The 17923-nt window shown below is 42.4% G+C and carries 13 protein-coding genes; 10 read left to right on the top strand and 3 right to left on the bottom strand.

Annotated features, from left to right (window positions below; all coding sequences use genetic code 11):
* Positions 1–780: 780 nt before the first annotated feature.
* Together BLS28_RS31255 and BLS28_RS18215 are read left to right on the top strand one after the other, a co-directional pair.
* Entirely contained in the window at positions 781–3561 is a 2781-nt protein-coding gene (locus BLS28_RS31255) for a sigma 54-interacting transcriptional regulator (protein ID WP_218134467.1), read from the top strand.
* 69 nt (positions 3562–3630) lie between these two features.
* On the top strand, positions 3631–5037 hold the full coding sequence (locus BLS28_RS18215; RefSeq protein ID WP_091170631.1) for a sigma-54-dependent transcriptional regulator: 1407 nt from the start codon (positions 3631–3633) through the stop codon (positions 5035–5037).
* Between the two features lie 68 nt (positions 5038–5105).
* Here BLS28_RS18215 and BLS28_RS18220 read toward each other — a convergent pair whose 3' ends face one another.
* A complete protein-coding gene (locus tag BLS28_RS18220) occupies positions 5106–6314 on the bottom strand; it encodes an MFS transporter (RefSeq protein WP_091170634.1) in 1209 nt (402 codons plus the stop codon).
* A 562-nt stretch (positions 6315–6876) separates the two neighbouring features.
* On the opposite strand from BLS28_RS18220, the gene BLS28_RS18230 reads away from it, so the two are divergent.
* The 3 genes from BLS28_RS18230 to BLS28_RS18240 are packed head-to-tail and all read left to right on the top strand — an operon-like array spanning position 6877 to position 9402.
* Complete coding sequence (locus BLS28_RS18230) at positions 6877–7899, top strand: alpha/beta hydrolase (protein WP_091170640.1); 1023 nt, start codon at positions 6877–6879, stop codon at positions 7897–7899.
* A 26-nt stretch (positions 7900–7925) separates the two neighbouring features.
* Positions 7926–8984, top strand: a complete 1059-nt coding sequence (locus tag BLS28_RS18235; RefSeq protein WP_256337477.1) for an alpha/beta hydrolase — start codon at positions 7926–7928, stop codon at positions 8982–8984.
* A 19-nt stretch (positions 8985–9003) separates the two neighbouring features.
* Positions 9004–9402, top strand: a complete 399-nt coding sequence (locus BLS28_RS18240) for a hypothetical protein (RefSeq protein ID WP_091170646.1) — start codon at positions 9004–9006, stop codon at positions 9400–9402.
* Between the two features lie 188 nt (positions 9403–9590).
* On the opposite strand, the gene BLS28_RS18245 is transcribed toward BLS28_RS18240, so the two are convergent.
* Both BLS28_RS18245 and BLS28_RS18250 read right to left on the bottom strand, forming a co-directional pair.
* On the bottom strand, positions 9591–11531 hold the full coding sequence (locus tag BLS28_RS18245; RefSeq protein WP_176844504.1) for a sensor histidine kinase: 1941 nt from the start codon (positions 11529–11531) through the stop codon (positions 9591–9593).
* A gap of 362 nt (positions 11532–11893) precedes the next feature.
* Positions 11894–12226, bottom strand: coding sequence for a hypothetical protein (locus BLS28_RS18250; protein ID WP_143020813.1), 333 nt, complete (start codon positions 12224–12226; stop codon positions 11894–11896).
* Between the two features lie 875 nt (positions 12227–13101).
* Here BLS28_RS18250 and BLS28_RS18255 point away from each other — a divergent pair.
* From BLS28_RS18255 to BLS28_RS18275, 5 genes are all read left to right on the top strand, one after another.
* Positions 13102–13851 carry a hypothetical protein gene (locus tag BLS28_RS18255; RefSeq protein WP_091170655.1) on the top strand — a complete coding sequence of 250 codons (750 nt, stop codon included), beginning with the start codon at positions 13102–13104 and terminating at the stop codon, positions 13849–13851.
* Positions 13852–13883: 32 nt separating this feature from the next.
* Positions 13884–14348, top strand: coding sequence for an HNH endonuclease (locus BLS28_RS18260; protein ID WP_091170659.1), 465 nt, complete (start codon positions 13884–13886; stop codon positions 14346–14348).
* Between the two features lie 140 nt (positions 14349–14488).
* The gene (locus tag BLS28_RS18265) at positions 14489–15064 is read left to right on the top strand and encodes a hypothetical protein (protein ID WP_091170663.1); all 576 of its coding nucleotides are present in this window, start codon (positions 14489–14491) and stop codon (positions 15062–15064) included.
* A 23-nt stretch (positions 15065–15087) separates the two neighbouring features.
* Positions 15088–16239 carry a tetratricopeptide repeat protein gene (locus BLS28_RS18270; protein ID WP_091170666.1) on the top strand — a complete coding sequence of 384 codons (1152 nt, stop codon included), beginning with the start codon at positions 15088–15090 and terminating at the stop codon, positions 16237–16239.
* 11 nt (positions 16240–16250) lie between these two features.
* Positions 16251–17921, top strand: coding sequence for a hypothetical protein (locus tag BLS28_RS18275; protein WP_091170671.1), 1671 nt, complete (start codon positions 16251–16253; stop codon positions 17919–17921).
* Positions 17922–17923: the final 2 nt, after the last annotated feature.

A 17923-nucleotide genomic window follows, 5' to 3' on the forward strand; every position in this document is an offset into this window, starting at 1 on the left:
ATCCTTTTATAGATTATGCCATCGGCGGCATGATTACTGCCGCGGCGCAAACACCAATAAACATACTATCGTCATTACCGGCCGCGGCCCGATAGGCAATTATGTTTAGCTTGCTCAGTATCATGAAATGCTGGCTATGGCTAGTTGTGATACACGCAAAATGCCCCTGCCACCGGGTGGAATATTTGTAAACGCAATGTATGGACTCCAAGGACAGCAGAATGCTAAAATAAAGTGATCATTGTAAACTCACCTATGAAATTGAAACAGGTAATTTTTATATGGCGATGTTCGTCAGCTACGCCATGAATGTTGCGCTATTGATTAAGATTTCCGTCGCCCCGTCGGTTCTTAGGGTAAGTACTGGTCCATGGCCGGATGTAATGACCCGCCTGACCGCTTCATTAATTTTGTCCCCTTTTAATTTCGGGTATTCCAGGGTGATCTTCGTTTATTGTTAATGTTTACGAGAGCGGGTCCGAAGTCAGAACAGCTCTGGTGGGGGAGGAGCAGCAACCGAAATCGGCATCGTTATCGCTGCCTGGAAGGTCCCCATTTGGAAAACGGACGACATCATTAAACTATACATAAACAAGCGATTAGTGAAATATCACCAATGCCGTTCAGGGTTGATGATATTTCGTCAACGTTCAAATAGAAAATTAAATTAATGCACTTAAAATCAACAGTTTATTTTATGGTACCGGAATTGTAAATTGCTTTTCGGCTAATCTCATTTCCAGGTTAAAACAGTTTTAAACCCTATTAAAATATTTAGTTATGTTGAACTCCATCAAACATGCCGGAACTGAAGAAGTCAGATACAGAGCACTTTCGGATATGCTGAATGAACACCTGATCAGCATGGAAAGTCTGTCTGAAAAATTTAAGGATGCGATTTTAACACATCTGCTTTCAGCAACATTACATGCAAACGACGACGAAAAAGCAATTCTGCTCAACCTGAGTAGCGAAGTCGCCGCATCCAGAAACAGCGAAGACCTCCTGGAGGCAGTACATGCCAAACTGGCTTCATTTTTTGATATTGAAGGGCTTACCATTATCCTGCACAGCGCGGAAAATGATAGCTATCAATTTCATGAATATGAGAAAGAACGAACCCCTGCGGGTGATATACAATTAAAGGTAAACAGGCGGCATGAACATAATTTACAGCTGAGACCTGTGATCAACGAAATGGCGGATGCCTTAACGGACCTGTCTTTTGATACCGCTGAGTTTGTGGAGCGATATCCGGAAGTTGATCTGTTTAAATCCTGGGAGGCAAAAGGCTGGCAAAACTTTGCAGCGGTGACATTGAAAGTCAGCGGGGAAACGTTGGGCCATCTGATCCTGCACATGTTCCCGCATGCGGTTGCTTCGCTGCGTATCAATTTATTAAGGGGAATCAGCGCTCAGCTTTCGGTCGCCCTCTCTAATATCAAAATGGTAGAGGAAACGATGCGCCGAAGAAATGAAATGGAATTGTTGCTGGCCATTAATATTGATATTGCTTCTGTCCGCGGTACGGATGAACTGGCCAGGTTTATTAAGGATAAATTTAAGCAGCTATTGGGCTGCAGTCACACCATGATCGCTGTCCGGAATAACGACGGGCTCACCTATAGTGCTTTCCTGTTGGATGAGGATGCCCGTGCAAAAACACACTTGTCTAACCTCAGTGCCCGTGACAGTAATAAAATCAACGGCCCGGTACTGAACCAGGCAAGGCAGACCAGTATCCCACTGTTGTTCGATCTCGATGAATTGGCTTTACAGGAATATCAGCCGTTATATGTCAAGATTAACCGCCAGCTTCAGCAAAAGACCTTGCTGGTGATCCGTCTTGCTAAAGGCGAAGAAGTATTCGGTTTTTGGCTGATTTACTTCAAGGACCGCGACATTATTACCACCGGTAAACTACAACTGATCCAAAGTTTATCTTTGCAGCTTTGCATTTCCGTGGCGAATATCCTGGCGAACCAGGAAATCAAATCACGGGAGGAGGAGAAAGGGCGTTTATTAAAGTTCAGTAGCGCTATAGCACCGGTCAGGGACCATAAATTGCTGGCTAAAATCCTTAAAGTGCAGTTTCAGGAATTGTTCGGAATTGAAGATTATGTCATCCATTTATTTGACCGGGAAAGTCAAAAGTGCATGCCGTTTCTCTATGATGCGTCACAAGCTGGGGCTGAACCGGATGAACTGGCAGATAATTTGAACACGCTGATGACCTTCCCGGAAAGTATTCTTGACCTAATTACAGAGATTGACAGCCCGGTATTGTACGAAGTAAACGATAGCTGCCTGACCTTGCTTCCTGGTCCAATGACAGCAGACGCCCAGTCAGACAATACGCGCATCGGCATGTTCATACAAATCGGGTCGGAGGGGATTGCCGTTTTAAGTTTTCTTCACCCCGATTTTCGCCAGGTCAAACAACAGGAGGTTTTACTAAAAAGCATTTGTTCACAGTTGTCAATCGCCATATCTAATATATTGGCCAATGAAAAGGTGAACCAACAACTCATAGAAATTGACCGTTACAAACATCAACTGGAGGAAGAAACAATTTATCTGAAGGAAGAAATAGAGGTAAATCAAAATTACGCAGAGATTATCGGTGAAAGTCAGGTGATGCAAAAAACGTTTCGCATGGTTACACAGGTTGCTTCTTCAGACAGTACGGTGTTGATACTGGGCGAAACAGGGACGGGAAAAGAACTGATAGCCAGGGCTATTCACAACAATTCTCCGCGCAAGAACAAGCTAATGGTGAAGGTCAATTGCGCAGCGCTTCCGGCAAACCTTATCGAAAGCGAGCTTTTTGGTCATGAAAAAGGCAGTTTTACAGGTGCAACGGAACGCCGCCTGGGCAAATTCGAGCTGGCAAACAATGGCACCCTGTTTCTGGATGAGATAGGAGAGATGCCCCTTGAGCTCCAGGTAAAGCTGCTGCGCGCCCTACAGGAGAAAGAGATTGAACGTGTGGGAGGGCGTGGCACGATCAAAGTAGATGTTAGGATTATCGCGGCGACGAACCGCGACCTGGAAAAGGAGGTTGATGAAGGCCGCTTCCGCAGTGATTTATATTACCGTTTGAATATTTTTCCTATCGAATTGTCGGCACTGCGCGACCGTAAGGAGGATATTCCGATCCTGGCGACGCATTTTATCCACCGTTATGCTAAAAAAACAGGGCGTCAGATAACTACGCTCGGCAGCAAAGCGCTGCAGGAAATGGTCCACTACAGCTGGCCGGGAAATATCCGGGAACTTGAACACTTAATTGAACGCAGTATATTACTGAGCACCGGGCCAATGCTGAAAAATATCCATTTACCAACTAATAAACCCAAAGGAACGGCCGCCACCTCAGCAGGAGAAATAGCGCTGAAGACCATTGATGAAAATGAATGCGACCATATTTTAAAAATCCTCAAATACTGCCAGGGGCGTATATCCGGACCAGGTGGTGCTGCCGACATACTGGGCGTGCCGCCAAGTACGCTTAACTCGAAAATTAAGCGGCTTGGTATCAAAAAGGAACATTTAATATGATGCTAATAACATAATTGATGATTATAGAGCGATTAAACCACACAAAGTTGACCATCAAATAATATAAACGTGAGAACAAAAATATTGATTGTTGAAGACCAGTTTATTGAGGCCAACAACATGCAGGGGATCCTGGAAAGGGCAGGCTACAAGGTGACAGGAATTGCCCGTTCGGTGCCCATTGCTTTAAAAATGGTTGAAAAAGAAAAACCAGATATGGTTATGCTGGACATCCTTTTACAAGGAAATCTGACGGGTATCGACCTTGCGGGAAAACTGCGCGAAATGAATATTGCTTTTGTTTACTTATCTGCCAATTCCAATAAGGAAATACTGGATGCAGCCAAAGCTACCAAACCTTATGGCTTTCTTGTAAAACCGTTCCGGGCAAAAGATGTACTGATTATGCTGGATGTTGCCTGGTATCTGCATCAGCAGGTAGAAGAGGAGGCAAAAAACCGCGAAGCTTATCTTAAAAGGGCTGGTTCTGCGGTATCAGGAGGCCTTCCCGAAATCATCGGCAATAGCCCGGCCATTGCGCGCATTATGAACAGCGTAAAGATTGTCAGCCAATCAAACACGGCCGTGCTGATTTTAGGAGAAAGCGGCACTGGCAAGGAATTGATAGCCCAGGCGATACACAAGTTGTCTGACCGTAAAAATAAACCGCTGATCGTTGTTAATTGCGGGGCGCTGCCCGCAAATCTGATTGAATCCGAACTTTTCGGGCACGAAAAAGGTTCCTTTACCGGCGCGTTCAACAGGCGTGTAGGTAAATTTGAACAGGCCGACGGTGGCACGATCTTCCTGGATGAGATTGGTGAGCTCCCGCTTGACCTGCAGACAAAGTTCCTGCGGGTTTTACAGGAAAAGGAAATCGAACGGATCGGCGGCAATTCGAAGAAAGTGGATGTGCGCGTCATTGCGGCCACCAACAAGAATCTTGAAGAAGAAATCAGCGCCGGCCGTTTCCGTCTGGACTTGTACTACAGGCTGAACATTTTTCCGATCTTGTTACCGCCCTTAAGGGAAAGACAAGGTGATATATTGTTACTGGCCGACTATTTCCTAAAAAAATACGCGGTTAAACAGGGAAAGTCGATCACCGGCTTTTCTGACGACGTGATCACGCAAATCCGGAATTATAGTTGGCCCGGCAATGTCCGTGAACTGGAAAATATGATGGAGCGAAGTGTGCTGCTTTCGATGGGAACGCTGATCACCAGTTTGGTGCTTCCTAAGGATAAACGGAAAGCCTCGATTGAAATTGAAGCAGACAGGCAAAAAACTATGGAGGAGAATGAGCGCGACCACATCCTTGCCACTTTATTTAAATGTGACTGGAAGGTTTTTGGTGAAGGAGGGGCGGCCGAACTGCTGGATATTAACGTATCCACATTAAACTCGAGAATGAAAAAACTGGGGATAAACAAGAAGCACTATTTTAAAAATAGCGGTGAAAACAAAAATGACTGATCTGAACTTACAACTGTGTTTCGCAGCCGGCATTAATGTCAATTTTTGTGATGCCCAGATTGTAATATTCAGATCTTGTTCGTTTCACGCTTGAAAACCTTAAAGCCAAATAGTGCTATGGTTAGTTGAAAAGTTGTGAAAGTGATCAAGGCCACGGCCCAGCCGTAAGGGACCATAGCCCCGAACAAGAGACTTCCTAAACCAAATCCCATGAATAAGGTAAAAACATTAAGCCCCATTGCCTGCCCCGGCTGATTTTTCCCCAAATCAGTCACTATCCCGGCCAGAAGAGGCTGGCTGAGGTCATATCCCAATGACAGGATGGTTATAAGTAAACAAGCCATCCACAACGGCAGGTGCAATGCAAGCAGTCCGACGCTCAGCGCACTTAAAAGGATTCCCGAAGGTAATAAGCGTTTTCGGCCGTTTTTATCGGCCGCCCTGCCAATAAAGGGGCCAAAAATAAATCCGGGTAAGCCATAGCCCATCAATGCCAGCCCTATCTGCCACTCATTAAGACCATAGTTGTCTTTTAAATACAATCCCAACCAGGTAAAAACGCCTGAATGAAAAATACCGTTGCAAAAAACGTAAAAGTAAGTCCTGAGGCCGCGCCTTTGTGCAAGAAGGTTATAGTAGCCGTTTATGATGGCAGTTAAGGTGATCCCGGTAGTAATGGGTTTGGGTAGCCGAAGCTTTTTGATACTAAAAATGAGCAACAATAGGGCTATACTTGCAAGGATAGCCAACCCTATGAATAAAAATCTCCAGCCGACAACAGGTGCGACGGCTACACCCAGGGTAGATCCTGCGGCGGCTCCACCAGCCATGGCGCCAAAAAGCAGGCCCAGCGGCCTGCCCCTCTCCTCAAAACTGAACAGTCTGCCTGTTAGTGATACGGAGATCGGAATGACACCGCTGGATCCTACACCGGTTAAAAACCGCCATAAAATAAATTGATCCATGTTTGCTGCCGTAGACGTAAAAAATGATAAGGCCACAAAAGCAGTCAGCGAGGCGGTAATGATCGAGGTAGGCCTGAACCGATCTGCCAACAGTCCGAAAAAAAGGGTAGAAACTGCATAAGGAATGAGGTAAGCCGGAATCAGTATTCCTGTCAGTTGCTGGGACACACCGAAAGTCGTTGCCAGGCTGGGTATCAATGGCGCAATCATATAGGCCTGAAAGAAAATGATAAAGGTTGCGGAGGCAAGCAGCCAAAGCAATTTTTCGCGGTTTTTGTCAGATATAGCGGGTGTGGTTAATAAGTTGTTCATGAGCGGCGATCTGAATATTAATGAAGTAAATGCCAGTTGAAAGTTTCTTAACAGAAAGGTTGGCTCCGGTCATATTCACGGATTTCAATTCTGATGCCTGTTTTTTAGTTTTCTGTTAATGAGTGTTTTATGATTTAATATTTGTTTTAATTCATGCGATATACCGCTAATTAGCCTGCTATTAGCGATTTCCATAACGCAAACAGCTTTAGTTAAATATTGATCTAGGTCTGCCCTACCAAAGGATTGACAAAGGGGGGCGGTGAATACCTGTGTGTTTGTTTTTAGCCGAATATAGCCCCGCCTGATAATCATTCGCTATGCCGATTTCCTGCAATGGTGCAGTCATTCTTGATATCTAAATAAAAAGCCTTCATAAAGTGATATTTCGTGACTTATAAATTGAGGGTTATAAAATAAGTATCTGATTGTTAGTTATTTAAATAGTGGCACCAGTTTCGCCTATCCAGATAGCAATAATGGCTGCAATTCGTGAACTAACGCAAGTTCACTATCAACAGCCATGACCCAACGGGCACAATCATTTATTAAAATCAAAACAATGAAAACAATTAGCAATGATGGTAATGTGGTCATACCACCATATGATCAGGATCCGAGACTTTCAAAAGAGGTGAGGGAATTTCTTAAAGCTTTAAACGCCCCAGGTAACGTAGCGATTGAATCAATGCCCCCGCTGGAAGCACGAAAAGTGCTGGAAAATGCCCAGCTATCTGTACCCATAGATATGTCAGGCATCGAGGAATCGGAACGCACAATCAATGCTGACGGCTATGAAATTGTGCTGAATATTGTACGCCCCGAAGGCATGAGAGGGGTTTTACCGGTATTTATTTTTATTCATGGTGGTGGCTGGTTGTTAGGCGACTACCCAACACATAAAAGAATGGTGCGCGACCTCGTCGTGTTATCCGGAGTGGCCGGCGTATTTGTGAATTATACACGTACGCCCGATGCTGCTTATCCACAGGCGATCAATGAGATCTACGCGGCTACCAAATGGGTAGCGGAAAACGGTCAAGAGATCAATGTGGACGGCAAGCGTCTGGCAATTGCGGGAAACAGTGTTGGAGGCAATATGACCGCAGTGACCACCTTGAAAGCGAAGGAGAACAACGGTCCGGAAATAAAATTGCAGATCATGATGTGGCCGATCGTTGACGCCAATTTTGATACTTATTCGTATCAGCGATTTGGTCAAGAGCGATTTCTGACTACACCACTGATGAAGTGGTTTTACGATATGTATATCCCAGATCCTAAGCGCCGCAACGTAATATACGCATCTCCATTGCAGGCCACTAAAGAACAGTTGGCAGGCTTACCGCACGCATTGATCCAGGTAGCAGAGAACGATGTGCTGCGTGACGAGGCCGAAGCCTATGGAAGGAAACTAGACGAAGCCGGCGTAAGGACGACGGTAGTGCGTTATAACGGCATGATCCATGACTTTGGATTGCTTAATCCGCTGGCGTATATCCATCCCACTCGTTCACTGTTTGAACATGCTGCCGCTGAATTGCGCAACCACCTGATCAAGACAGATAATAACCTCGGAAATTAATAATAAGCTTAACTAAAATTATAAAAATGAAAAATCTATTCATGACCTCAACGAAACCGACAGGATACCTGGCAGGTATTCTGTTATTAATTATCAGCAGCGCTTTTAATGCGCACAGCCAGGTAAAAGATTATGCAACTGATGACCATCTCAGCCCTGGGGTTAAGACTTTTCTGAAGACGCTCAATACCGGCGGACCCGGGTTGGAAACACTCACACCTGAAAAAGCCCGCGAGGTTTTGGTCAATGTACAAAAAGCTTATCCGGTTGATATGTCCGGCGTTACCATCTCAGAAAAAACGATCAAAGTTGATGGCAAGGACCTCCAATTAAATATTGTGCGTCCTGAAGGTTTAAAGGGAAATCTTCCGGTGTTTATTTATATACATGGCGGCGGCTGGGTATTAGGCGACTTTCCGACTCACAAGCATATGGTAAGGAACCTCGCCGTACTTTCGGGTTGTGTAGGGGTTTTTGTCAATTATACCCGCACGCCTGATGCTGCTTACCCTACGCAAATCAATCAGATTTATGCCGCAACCCAGTGGGTTGCCGAGCACGGCAATGAGATCAACGTGAATGGTAAAAAGCTGGCGGTTGTGGGCAATAGTGTTGGTGGCAATATGACTGCGATAACCGCTATTAAGGCCAAAGAGAACAACGGCCCGGAGATCAGCCTGCAGATCATGATGTGGCCAATACTTGATCATAATTTTGAAACGGATTCTTACAAGGCTTATGGTCAGGACCGGTTCCTGTCAACACAAGTAATGAAGTGGATGTATAATATGTATATACCTGAAGATAGCAACAGAGATGACATACATGCTTCACCCGTAAAAGCCAGCCCCGACCAGTTAAAGGGTCTGCCTCCTGCACTGATTCTGGTGGCAGAGGAAGATATCTTACGCGATGACGGCGAAACCTACGGCCGTATGCTGGAGCAGGCCGGTGTGCCTGTAACAACTGTTCGTTACAATGGCGTTATTCATGACTGGGGCCTGCTGACCGGGTTAGCAGATCTTCCGCAGACTAAATCTCTTTTTATTCAGGCGGCCGCAGAAATGCGTAAATATTTAAAATAAGCAACAGATACCTGGCAAAATGAAAACAACAGTATTGATTACCCGCTTGTTATTGGGACTGATCTATTTTGTGTTCGGCCTGAATTTCTTTCTCAAATTTACGCCGGTTCCGCAAATGGGAAAGCAAGGAGATGACTTTCTTAAAGCACTGATTTCTTCAGACTACTTTTTTCAATTTTTGAAAATAGTGGAAATTGTAGGTGGTTTCTTTTTATTGATCAACCGGTATACAGCGTTGTTTTTATTAGTGCTGTTGCCGGTAAGCGTAAATATTTTCTTGTTTCATATCATACTGGCACCGGCTGGGGTACCTATGGCGGTTGGTGTTCTTTTATTAAATGTTTTTTTATGCCTTGCCTATCTGAAATATTATCTCAGCGTTCTTACGGTCAAGCCTGATTCCGGCTGGTTATCCTGACCCTGTGTTACTTATACATTAGGTCTGTGAGTTTATCAGCATTAACCTCATCAAACGCAGTTTACTCCTAAGGAGCTAAACTGCGTTCCTGTAAACTGTCCGGCTGGAGGCTGATCCTTAAAGTGATCTGACTCAGATGCCCTTGAACAAGCAATTAAATGATTTTGACAGACACAGTTACAAAATATTTAACCGTTCCGTGCGATTTCCGTCTCGGTCAATGCGTCATTATTGTAGGTTACCGGTTCGATTTGAAACTCGATCATGATGGAAGTCCCATTTCGATTTTGGATTTCGAGGCTGCCATTGATATCATCGGCCAATCCCCTGATAAGTTTGAGGCCAAGTGAATTGGACGGGCCTTGAAGATGGTCATGTTGTATGCCGATTCCGTTATCGGAGATAATCAATTTAACCTTAGGCCCGGAAGTATACATCTTAATGGATATTATGCCATTTGTTCGCCCTTGAAACGCATATTTGATCGCATTGGTCACGGCCTCATTGATGATCAGCGAGAGCGGTATGGCGAGTGATACTTCAACTTTTATCAGGTCCACTTCAAGCTCAAAATATATCTTGTTGCCGGTGCCGGTACTGTCTTTAAGATAACCGATGAACTCAGGTAAAAAAATTGCCATGTTAACCGTTTCAATATCTTCCGACTGGTAAAGTTTCTGATGGATAAGTGACATGGCGTAAATTCGGTGCTGGCAATTTTCAATCGCATGTAAAGCGTCATCCTGTAAATTGATCGCCTGCGATTCCAGCAGGCAAACGACCTTATGCAGGTTGTTTTTCACGCGATGGTGCACCTCTTTTAATAACCATTCCTTCTCCTTTAAGAGATGCTCCAGTAATTCGTTTTTCTTTAAAATGATCAGGTTGTTTTTTTTACGGATAGTACTTTGCCGGTAGAATAAGGCGGCAATGACCACTACGAGGAAAATACCGACGATAGTCACGTTTTTGATTAGATTTAGACGTTGTAGTCTTCCCTTTTCTAAAGCGGAATTTTGGTTAAGTATTTTGATCTGGTCTTCCTTTTTTTTTGTCTCATATTTAATACTCAATTCCTGAATGTCTTTGTTCTTTTTTTCGGTTAAATAAAAATTATCAAGTTGTTTGTTACGGCTCAGGTGTGCTATCGCAGATTTGTAATTACCAGTTGCTGAATCAACCTTAAAATACATGTACTCGATCTCGCTACGCGTAGATATTTTAAGTTTTTGTTTTACCTCGTTAGAAATCCGGTCAAGATAGGGCCGAGCTTTGGCATAGGACTGCGTCTCGACATAGAACTGTGCCATCTCCTGATGATCGGCCCGAAAGGCCTCGTGTACGCTGTTCAAATAATTATAAGCATTGAGTAAATGCCTTTCAGCCTTTCTAACGTTTATCTTTTGGTAACAGCGGCCTAACTCACTTTCATAGCGCGCATTTTCTGATCCTGTTGCTGGAAACTCTCGCATTCCTCTTTGCAGGTAGTCAATCGCTTCGCCGTAACGCTTCATGGCTCGTAACGCGGCCGACACCTGGGTAACTAATTTAGGAGCATCATCATTGAACATGCTGGGATGGACCTTTTGTGCATCAATCGCTAGCTTCAGATATTCAATAAACTTTTCCGGTTGTTTGTTACTGTTATAAAAATTTGCAAAAGCGCCGTAACAGTCAGCTAATGCAAGCGGATCATTTAATCTTTTCTCAAGTTCCAGGGATCTTTGGGCTAGTTCAAAACCTTTTTTATAATCACCAGTAGCCATGTAATAAACGTACATTGGCAGGTACACGTACTCGAGATAGGGATGATGTGCCGTTTCACTATCTTTAAGCAGGGCTGTAAAGTCTGCTTCTATCCCGGTATAATTACCATAATAGCGGAAATAGGTCAACAGGACCCTGGCGATGATTTCTTTTTCTTTATCATTTGCCTTAAGGGACAAATCCCTGGCCTGCCGTGCATATTTCAGCGCATCACCGTAATAGCCATCCGTAATTTCATTAGCTTCATAAAAATTTTTGTAGCTTAAAGTCAGCAGCATGTTAATCCGTTCGCCACCTGTAACGGATGGCAATAAAGCATCTGCTTCGGCAACACGGTGACGATCACTTAATATTTCAGCCATCCGGATCTGGGCGAGGGAAAAACCCTGCGTATATTTAAGTTGTCCGCTTAGCTTTCCTGCCCGTTCCGCATAACCTTGGGCAGTGTTTAGATCAGACTGTTTTCGCAAGGGTTTATTATAATATAGGTTAGCCAGATCTAAAAGCACCTTTACCTGGTTTAAGTCGGGCTTGCTATGTTTTAGCTGTAACTGTAAATAGCTTTCCATGGCCGCAGGTATAGGCTTTGGATAGCCATAGTATTGCCCCCGGACCTTTGCAGGCAGAAAAATCGCAAGCCAAACGCATGTGATCGCAAAATAAAGATAAAATGGTCTGCTTGACTTTGCTCTGGGATTTCGGATCATTAGCGCTTAAAATATTTTTAGGGCATAATTGAAGGTTTCTGGTCTAAGATAAAATTTTTCCTTTGATTCGGTTGTGCTGATAAGCCGTTAAAAGCTATTTTTTTTCTTTCAAAAAGCGTATACCTGATGCTGTCTGTCCGGTTGTCTGAACTAAGCATTTCAACCGACAATAATTCACCCGGGATGTTATTTCCGTACCAATAAGGATTCTCCTGCTGTTTCCAGGTTACCAAAGCCATGGCTAATCCCCGTGCACCTCTCAGCCTGCCTGACCGGGCTGCACGCATGGCGATATCATTTGCATAAAGGGTGGACATGGTGCCAGCTTTTTTATCAATCAGCGTACTCATAACTTTATAATTTGATGGATCAAACCCGGCGTTCTTGGGTATTGTTGCCCTGGTATTCGATTGTTGATCCACAAAGGGTGCCCCGGCACAGCCGGCTATAGACAGAGCCACAGCAACTCCACACAAATCTATGCCATGGTGCTGCTAAAGAAAATCAGTGATGATATGGGGCAGCTCAAAAAGATCGTTGAAAATAACCAGACAAGCAACGAAGATGAATAACGTTTGCGTTCCATTTGTCGGGATAGACATGGCCTTTAGAGGAGATTTCGATGCGTACGCCATCAACAGTGATACGCAGTTAAACAGGAGCGAGGCCTTCGGAATTTGTTTTTGATCTCTTTACGTAAAAGAGCAGGTTAAAAGATTTGTTCATCGCTGAAGCTTTTAAGTGAACAAAATTAGTTGCATATCCTCCTGTTATCAAGATGTTTAAATACTAAACAAGTTCAATAACAATGACTTATAAGCATCCCGGTGACCTGCGAAAGTACCATAAAAAAGATCACCGGCAGGTCACCGGAACAAAGCGATTGATTGGTTTAATTTGGTGAGGTCTAAAAACACAAAGCGCCATAAATAATTCATTTACAGCGCTTTTTATCTTAATCGAATAATACTTGATGCGGGGATAAAGGGAGCCGTTTAGAACATCTTTCTGCCATTTTATCAATTGTAAAACAAATTTTAGAAAAAAGAGGAACAAATAATCCCTGATATTTAACAATTTGTGATTAGTAATTAACTCGATCTCCGACGTCTACTAACGAATAAAGTTCACTTAAGAATGTAAACGCAATATCAATGGAATGTTCATTTGAGGGGCTTTTTCTTTTCACAACTGATTGGTACATTTGAATTTAGCAAACCTTAACATGATTGAAGACTATGCTCTAATCTCAAAAGAACTTTTTCAGGTTTTACAGAAGAAAAACGTTACATATCTCTACCACGCGAATACCGTCGCCACGTCATTGACATTCATTCGCGCCAAAGCATTACTTTCCAGGTTCCAAGTTGAGGCCGATGGCCTAGCCCAAACTTCACAGACATCCGATCAAAAAGATAAAGATCATGATGTATGGGATCATTTATATCTCGATGGACAGGATCATCATAAAGAGTATAGCAGAGCAAATCACTACGGGCCTGTGGTATTTATCTTTAAAATAGAGCTATTAAATGAAGATGAATTCAAACAAGTGTATGTAATGAGAAGCAATCCAGCCACTTGGGATGAAAACACAACGGAAGTGGAAAAATTTTACAATGATATTGACGAAGTTGAGCGTGATTATAAAACAAATACGAAGCTTGATTCCCAAATTATGTTCACTTTCCGCCATCAGGCTTATAACCTAAATCTGGAAAAATACCTTTTTGCTATTGGCATAGACGAACCGATTATAGCTGTTAAAGTTGAGAGTGGCGTACAAATTGGAAAGCGTGTAAATATCAGAGCAATTATGAAACAGGCAATGGAAAAAAATGGACTTGTAGATTTGCCGCTGTTACGAAGACACAACAAGGTATTGCATGGTTGCCAATGTTTCTTTCAATACAACTATATGTACAATTTCAATAAGAGTAAATTTCTGAAGTTGTTTGATCCAAAGTATGTTTAGAGATTATAGGTAAATAAATCTTATTGTTCGTAATGCTAAATATTTCGAAAAAATGTATCTACTGCGGAAATACTTACACTGGTAAAGATGGCGAACATGTATTTCCATTTGGTTTAGGTGGACAAAATCTATATATGGACTGCGTTTGTGAGAAATGCAATAATGCCTTCTCTGCGCTAGAACTTGAACTTTACCAAAAATCTTTTGTTGGCCTTGTTAGAAGTGTTGAAGGTGTCGAAGGATACAATCCCAATAAGCGTAATCCAGCTCCGTTTAAAGCGCCAGTGTTATTGATATTCGATGAAAAAAATAATGTTGTTTTTGAGGTCGGGCAACAAGTGAGAATGCAAGTTTTCATTCGACCGCAGTTATTTAAATTGAATAAAAAATTTTACGTAGAGGCGGACAATGTAGAAAGTCAACGATTATTTGCCGATACTTTTGTAAAATGGAAAAAAGATAGCGGCATTTTTATCACCCGGAAAAAAAACAGCTAACCTATATTAAATTTAACCTTATAAACAGTAAGTATAGTCGATCCCGCCTTTTCGAAAAGAAAGGGAGCAAATCTGCTATACAGTTTTGTACTCTTCCACAAGATCATACTCTATATCAGAATTTGTCACCAAGGCTGTTTATGGATGATGAAGGGAAACTAAAAGTCCGGGCCAGGACTATAGTGGAGGCGGAAGTATTTCTCGAAGATTTATTGAATGATACTCTGATCAATAATTCATATGGGAGTTTTAAAGACTATGATCTAAGTTCTCCGATTGTGCACGTTGGCTTTAGCTTTGATGGAGTAAAAATGGAAAGAGCATTAATTAAGATCGGGATTAACGCTCTTATACATTATTTTCCACAAGTAAAGGGGCATAGAGCTCTTACCCCATATATCAACTATGTATTACTTGGCACAGATGGTTTCCGGGGTGGTATAGAAAAAAAGGATCAAATTATTAACACTGTACCGGATACCCACACTGTCTTTTTTTCCTCTTGGCAAGGAAATTTAAGAATTAGGATCAGTTTGTTTGGCGGTAGCTTTGTTTTTGCTTTTTGGGTAGAGCAATTACCATTGGTTGGCTATAGCGAATATTACCGATTAATCATTGACTATCGGCTTCGTCAGCATGTTTTTCAGGATACAGCAGCTTTTTTGAATTCATTTCCAATAAAGTCTGATAAAGAGAAAACCGTCTCCAATAGTTAAATTTGGGTTCTTAAACTATTGATATGAGCCTTATCGTCGTCAGAAAAGAACAATCAAAAATTTACATTGTCAGCGATACAAAACTTACTGCTCCGACGGGTCATGTGTTTAATAAAGGTCAGCAAGTAAGTGCTGGAGAAACAGTAATTAAAACAACTATCATAAACGCGCTTTCCTGTGTTAGTTTTGCGGGAAACATAGAGTTTGCTGAGATCGCCCTTAAATCTCTTTCACCGGGTAATTCAGTGAAAGCAGTTACGGATAATTTATTGGCAAATCATTTACTGTCCGATCAAGCGACCGAGTATATTTACGCTGTTGTTGAAGATGGTCGCCCTTACATTTTCGAAATCAAAAATGGACTCTGTAAAGAGGTAGAAAGCTCCTGGATAGGTTCACAACCAGCATTCTCCCGATTTCAGGGTTATATGCTTGGTGAGAAAAAAAAATATCCCAAACAGAATTTTCTTAGTGTGACAAATGCCGATGCGGGAGACTTATTGCTTCGTCTGACGGAAGCAATGGATGGAGTAATAGAAGACGAGGATCTGCCGGAAGTTGCGGGTTTTAAGATAAAGGTTTACTTCGATGGGAAGCAATTTGTTTACGAGGGGTATTTGGACACTTACTTTCCTGCCCAGCAAATGCAATTTCATTTAACCCCAGGCGCTATGGTACCTATTACTCATGCAAATGCAGCACAAGGCGGTTATACAATTAATTTTTTCAATAGCCGCGACAACTATAATTATGTAGGTCTACATGTCAAGCAAGGGAATTTTGGAATTGTATTCGAGCGAAAAAATCATGGTTTACTATACCCGCATCTTTTAGAAAATACGGATGAATTGGATTTTTTAGATGCAGTGAAAGAAAAGTATAAAATTTGGCCATCCGGTACTACCCAAAGCGCTACGGAAAAATTCGGCAATTTGGGGAAGCAATATTTTGATCAAAAAAACTATTCTGCTGCTATAGATACTTATAGTCAGGGTTTAAAACATCTATTTAGTGGGGAGAAAGCAACATTTTATTTTAATATTGCCATCTGTCAAATCCATTTAAATAACATTCCTAGTGCAATCGAGAATTTTAGCGAAGCTGTCAAACTCGACCCAAATCGCCAGCGAGAGGCCACAAAAATAATGCAGAGTGTTTTCAGTAGTCGAAAATAAAATCAAAACAAATGAAAGCAGGCAGGGATGATTTCAGCGTGGATACGAAACGGATATTAGGCAGCAGGGTTGCTTATAAGTGCTGTTATCCTGGATGCAATATAACCACGATTGGGCCTGATACCAACAATAATAATAAAGTCGTCAATGTTGGCAAAGCGGCGCACATACATGCTGCAGCCCAGGGAGGTCCCCGCTACATTCCAGATATGAGCATCGAAGATCGGCGTTCTGTTAATAATGGCATTTGGATGTGTGGAAACCATGCCTGGCTGATAGACGCAAATTATGGTAACTATTCAGCAGAAACATTGCTGCAATGGAAGCATACGGCTGAAGCCGAGGCATATCGAAGATTAAAGAACATGGAAAAGGAGCAATTTCCTGACCCAACTACTATTGTGTGTCTTAGTCCTGATTTGATGTTTGAGGGAATATGGAAAGCGGCCAATCAGGACACATGGAAATTTTCTGTTAGTGAATTTGTTTGTGGGAATATAGAAAGCTTACGAGATTATAGTGTTGAATTGACCGATAGGCCCTCAAGTTATATCATTATTGAATCGCAAGGCGATGGCAGATTAATTAATGGTGCGTTCCAATGGGAACAGAGCAAAACCGACCTGGAAATTTGTGTAAAAGTAGCTCCACCGGTCATCAGGCGAAACCCCAACAATATTGGCAGTGATATTTCAACCGGTATGGACGGTGATCTCACTTTTGAAAATGGTGATTTTAAAATTGTATCAGGAAAAGATTTAGCTAAAGAGATTATCGAGCGAAATTTGAGCATGCCATTAGGTGCAGTAATATCCAATCCACGGGCAGGCTCATTTTTTAATAAATACTATCAACAGTATCGCAATAATTCAGCTTTATTGAATAGGATAGTAAAAATAGAACTTACTCGACTAATCACCATTCCGTTTAAGCCGGAAGATCCCGCTGACCAGCCGGAATTAAATTTTATTAACCGTATTCACGAGGTAAGAGTATTGGAAGAATTAAACGGAATCGTACCGCTGTTCGTCGCGTTAGAGTGGGGTGATGGTTCGTTTTGGAGCGATACTATTCATGTTCGGCTATTTCCGCCATCATTTAATCGGGGACAAGTGGCAGACGTATTGCCTGATAGTTTAACAAATGTTCTTAACGAAGAACCCATTAATCAATTAAAAAGGTTAGCTGCTCAGTTTACGAACCAGGAGGAATTGAAGGAAAAAGTAAATGCGGCGGCAATAATGCGCCTGTTCAAAGAACTACTTCCGGAAATCATGACCAATGCGGATACAGCATTGGAAAGCGAGATTTATCCGCTTTTTAATAGTCATAACCTCTACCGCACCTTCGATAACAACAGCTTCGAATACAATACTTCTTACGACTTGGAACTTTATCTGTACCAACGAGGAACTGCTCAACAGTTGGGAGTAACCATCAGTTTGAAGGGCTTCAAAAAGGCTGGTGTTGAAGCTTTTGATGTAATCGATGATCTGTTTATATTTTTCAATGATTACAACTATATGATTGGTAACAATAAAACTCATCCCTGGTTGGTGAAAATGTACCACCAAATGCCATCGTCAGATGAAATCATACGAGTTGCCAATCAGTTGATCGACAGTTTAATTACAAAGATCAATCGTAAAATACTTGCGGTCGATACACAGTTATTGAAATAGCG

The organism is Mucilaginibacter gossypii, assembly GCF_900100945.1.
GTDB classification, from domain to species: Bacteria; Bacteroidota; Bacteroidia; order Sphingobacteriales; family Sphingobacteriaceae; genus Mucilaginibacter; species Mucilaginibacter gossypii.

Coding starts and splice junctions, on each gene's coding strand:
- BLS28_RS31255 (WP_218134467.1), top strand. CDS start 781: ATGTTGAACTCCATCAAACATGCCGGAACTGAAGAAGTCAGATACAGA.
- BLS28_RS18220 (WP_091170634.1), bottom strand. CDS start 6,314: ATGAACAACTTATTAACCACACCCGCTATATCTGACAAAAACCGCGAA.
- BLS28_RS18230 (WP_091170640.1), top strand. CDS start 6,877: ATGAAAACAATTAGCAATGATGGTAATGTGGTCATACCACCATATGAT.
- BLS28_RS18235 (WP_256337477.1), top strand. CDS start 7,926: ATGAAAAATCTATTCATGACCTCAACGAAACCGACAGGATACCTGGCA.
- BLS28_RS18240 (WP_091170646.1), top strand. CDS start 9,004: ATGAAAACAACAGTATTGATTACCCGCTTGTTATTGGGACTGATCTAT.
- BLS28_RS18245 (WP_176844504.1), bottom strand. CDS start 11,531: ATGGCTGAAATATTAAGTGATCGTCACCGTGTTGCCGAAGCAGATGCT.
- BLS28_RS18250 (WP_143020813.1), bottom strand. CDS start 12,226: ATGAGTACGCTGATTGATAAAAAAGCTGGCACCATGTCCACCCTTTAT.
- BLS28_RS18255 (WP_091170655.1), top strand. CDS start 13,102: ATGATTGAAGACTATGCTCTAATCTCAAAAGAACTTTTTCAGGTTTTA.
- BLS28_RS18260 (WP_091170659.1), top strand. CDS start 13,884: ATGCTAAATATTTCGAAAAAATGTATCTACTGCGGAAATACTTACACT.
- BLS28_RS18265 (WP_091170663.1), top strand. CDS start 14,489: ATGGATGATGAAGGGAAACTAAAAGTCCGGGCCAGGACTATAGTGGAG.
- BLS28_RS18270 (WP_091170666.1), top strand. CDS start 15,088: ATGAGCCTTATCGTCGTCAGAAAAGAACAATCAAAAATTTACATTGTC.
- BLS28_RS18275 (WP_091170671.1), top strand. CDS start 16,251: ATGAAAGCAGGCAGGGATGATTTCAGCGTGGATACGAAACGGATATTA.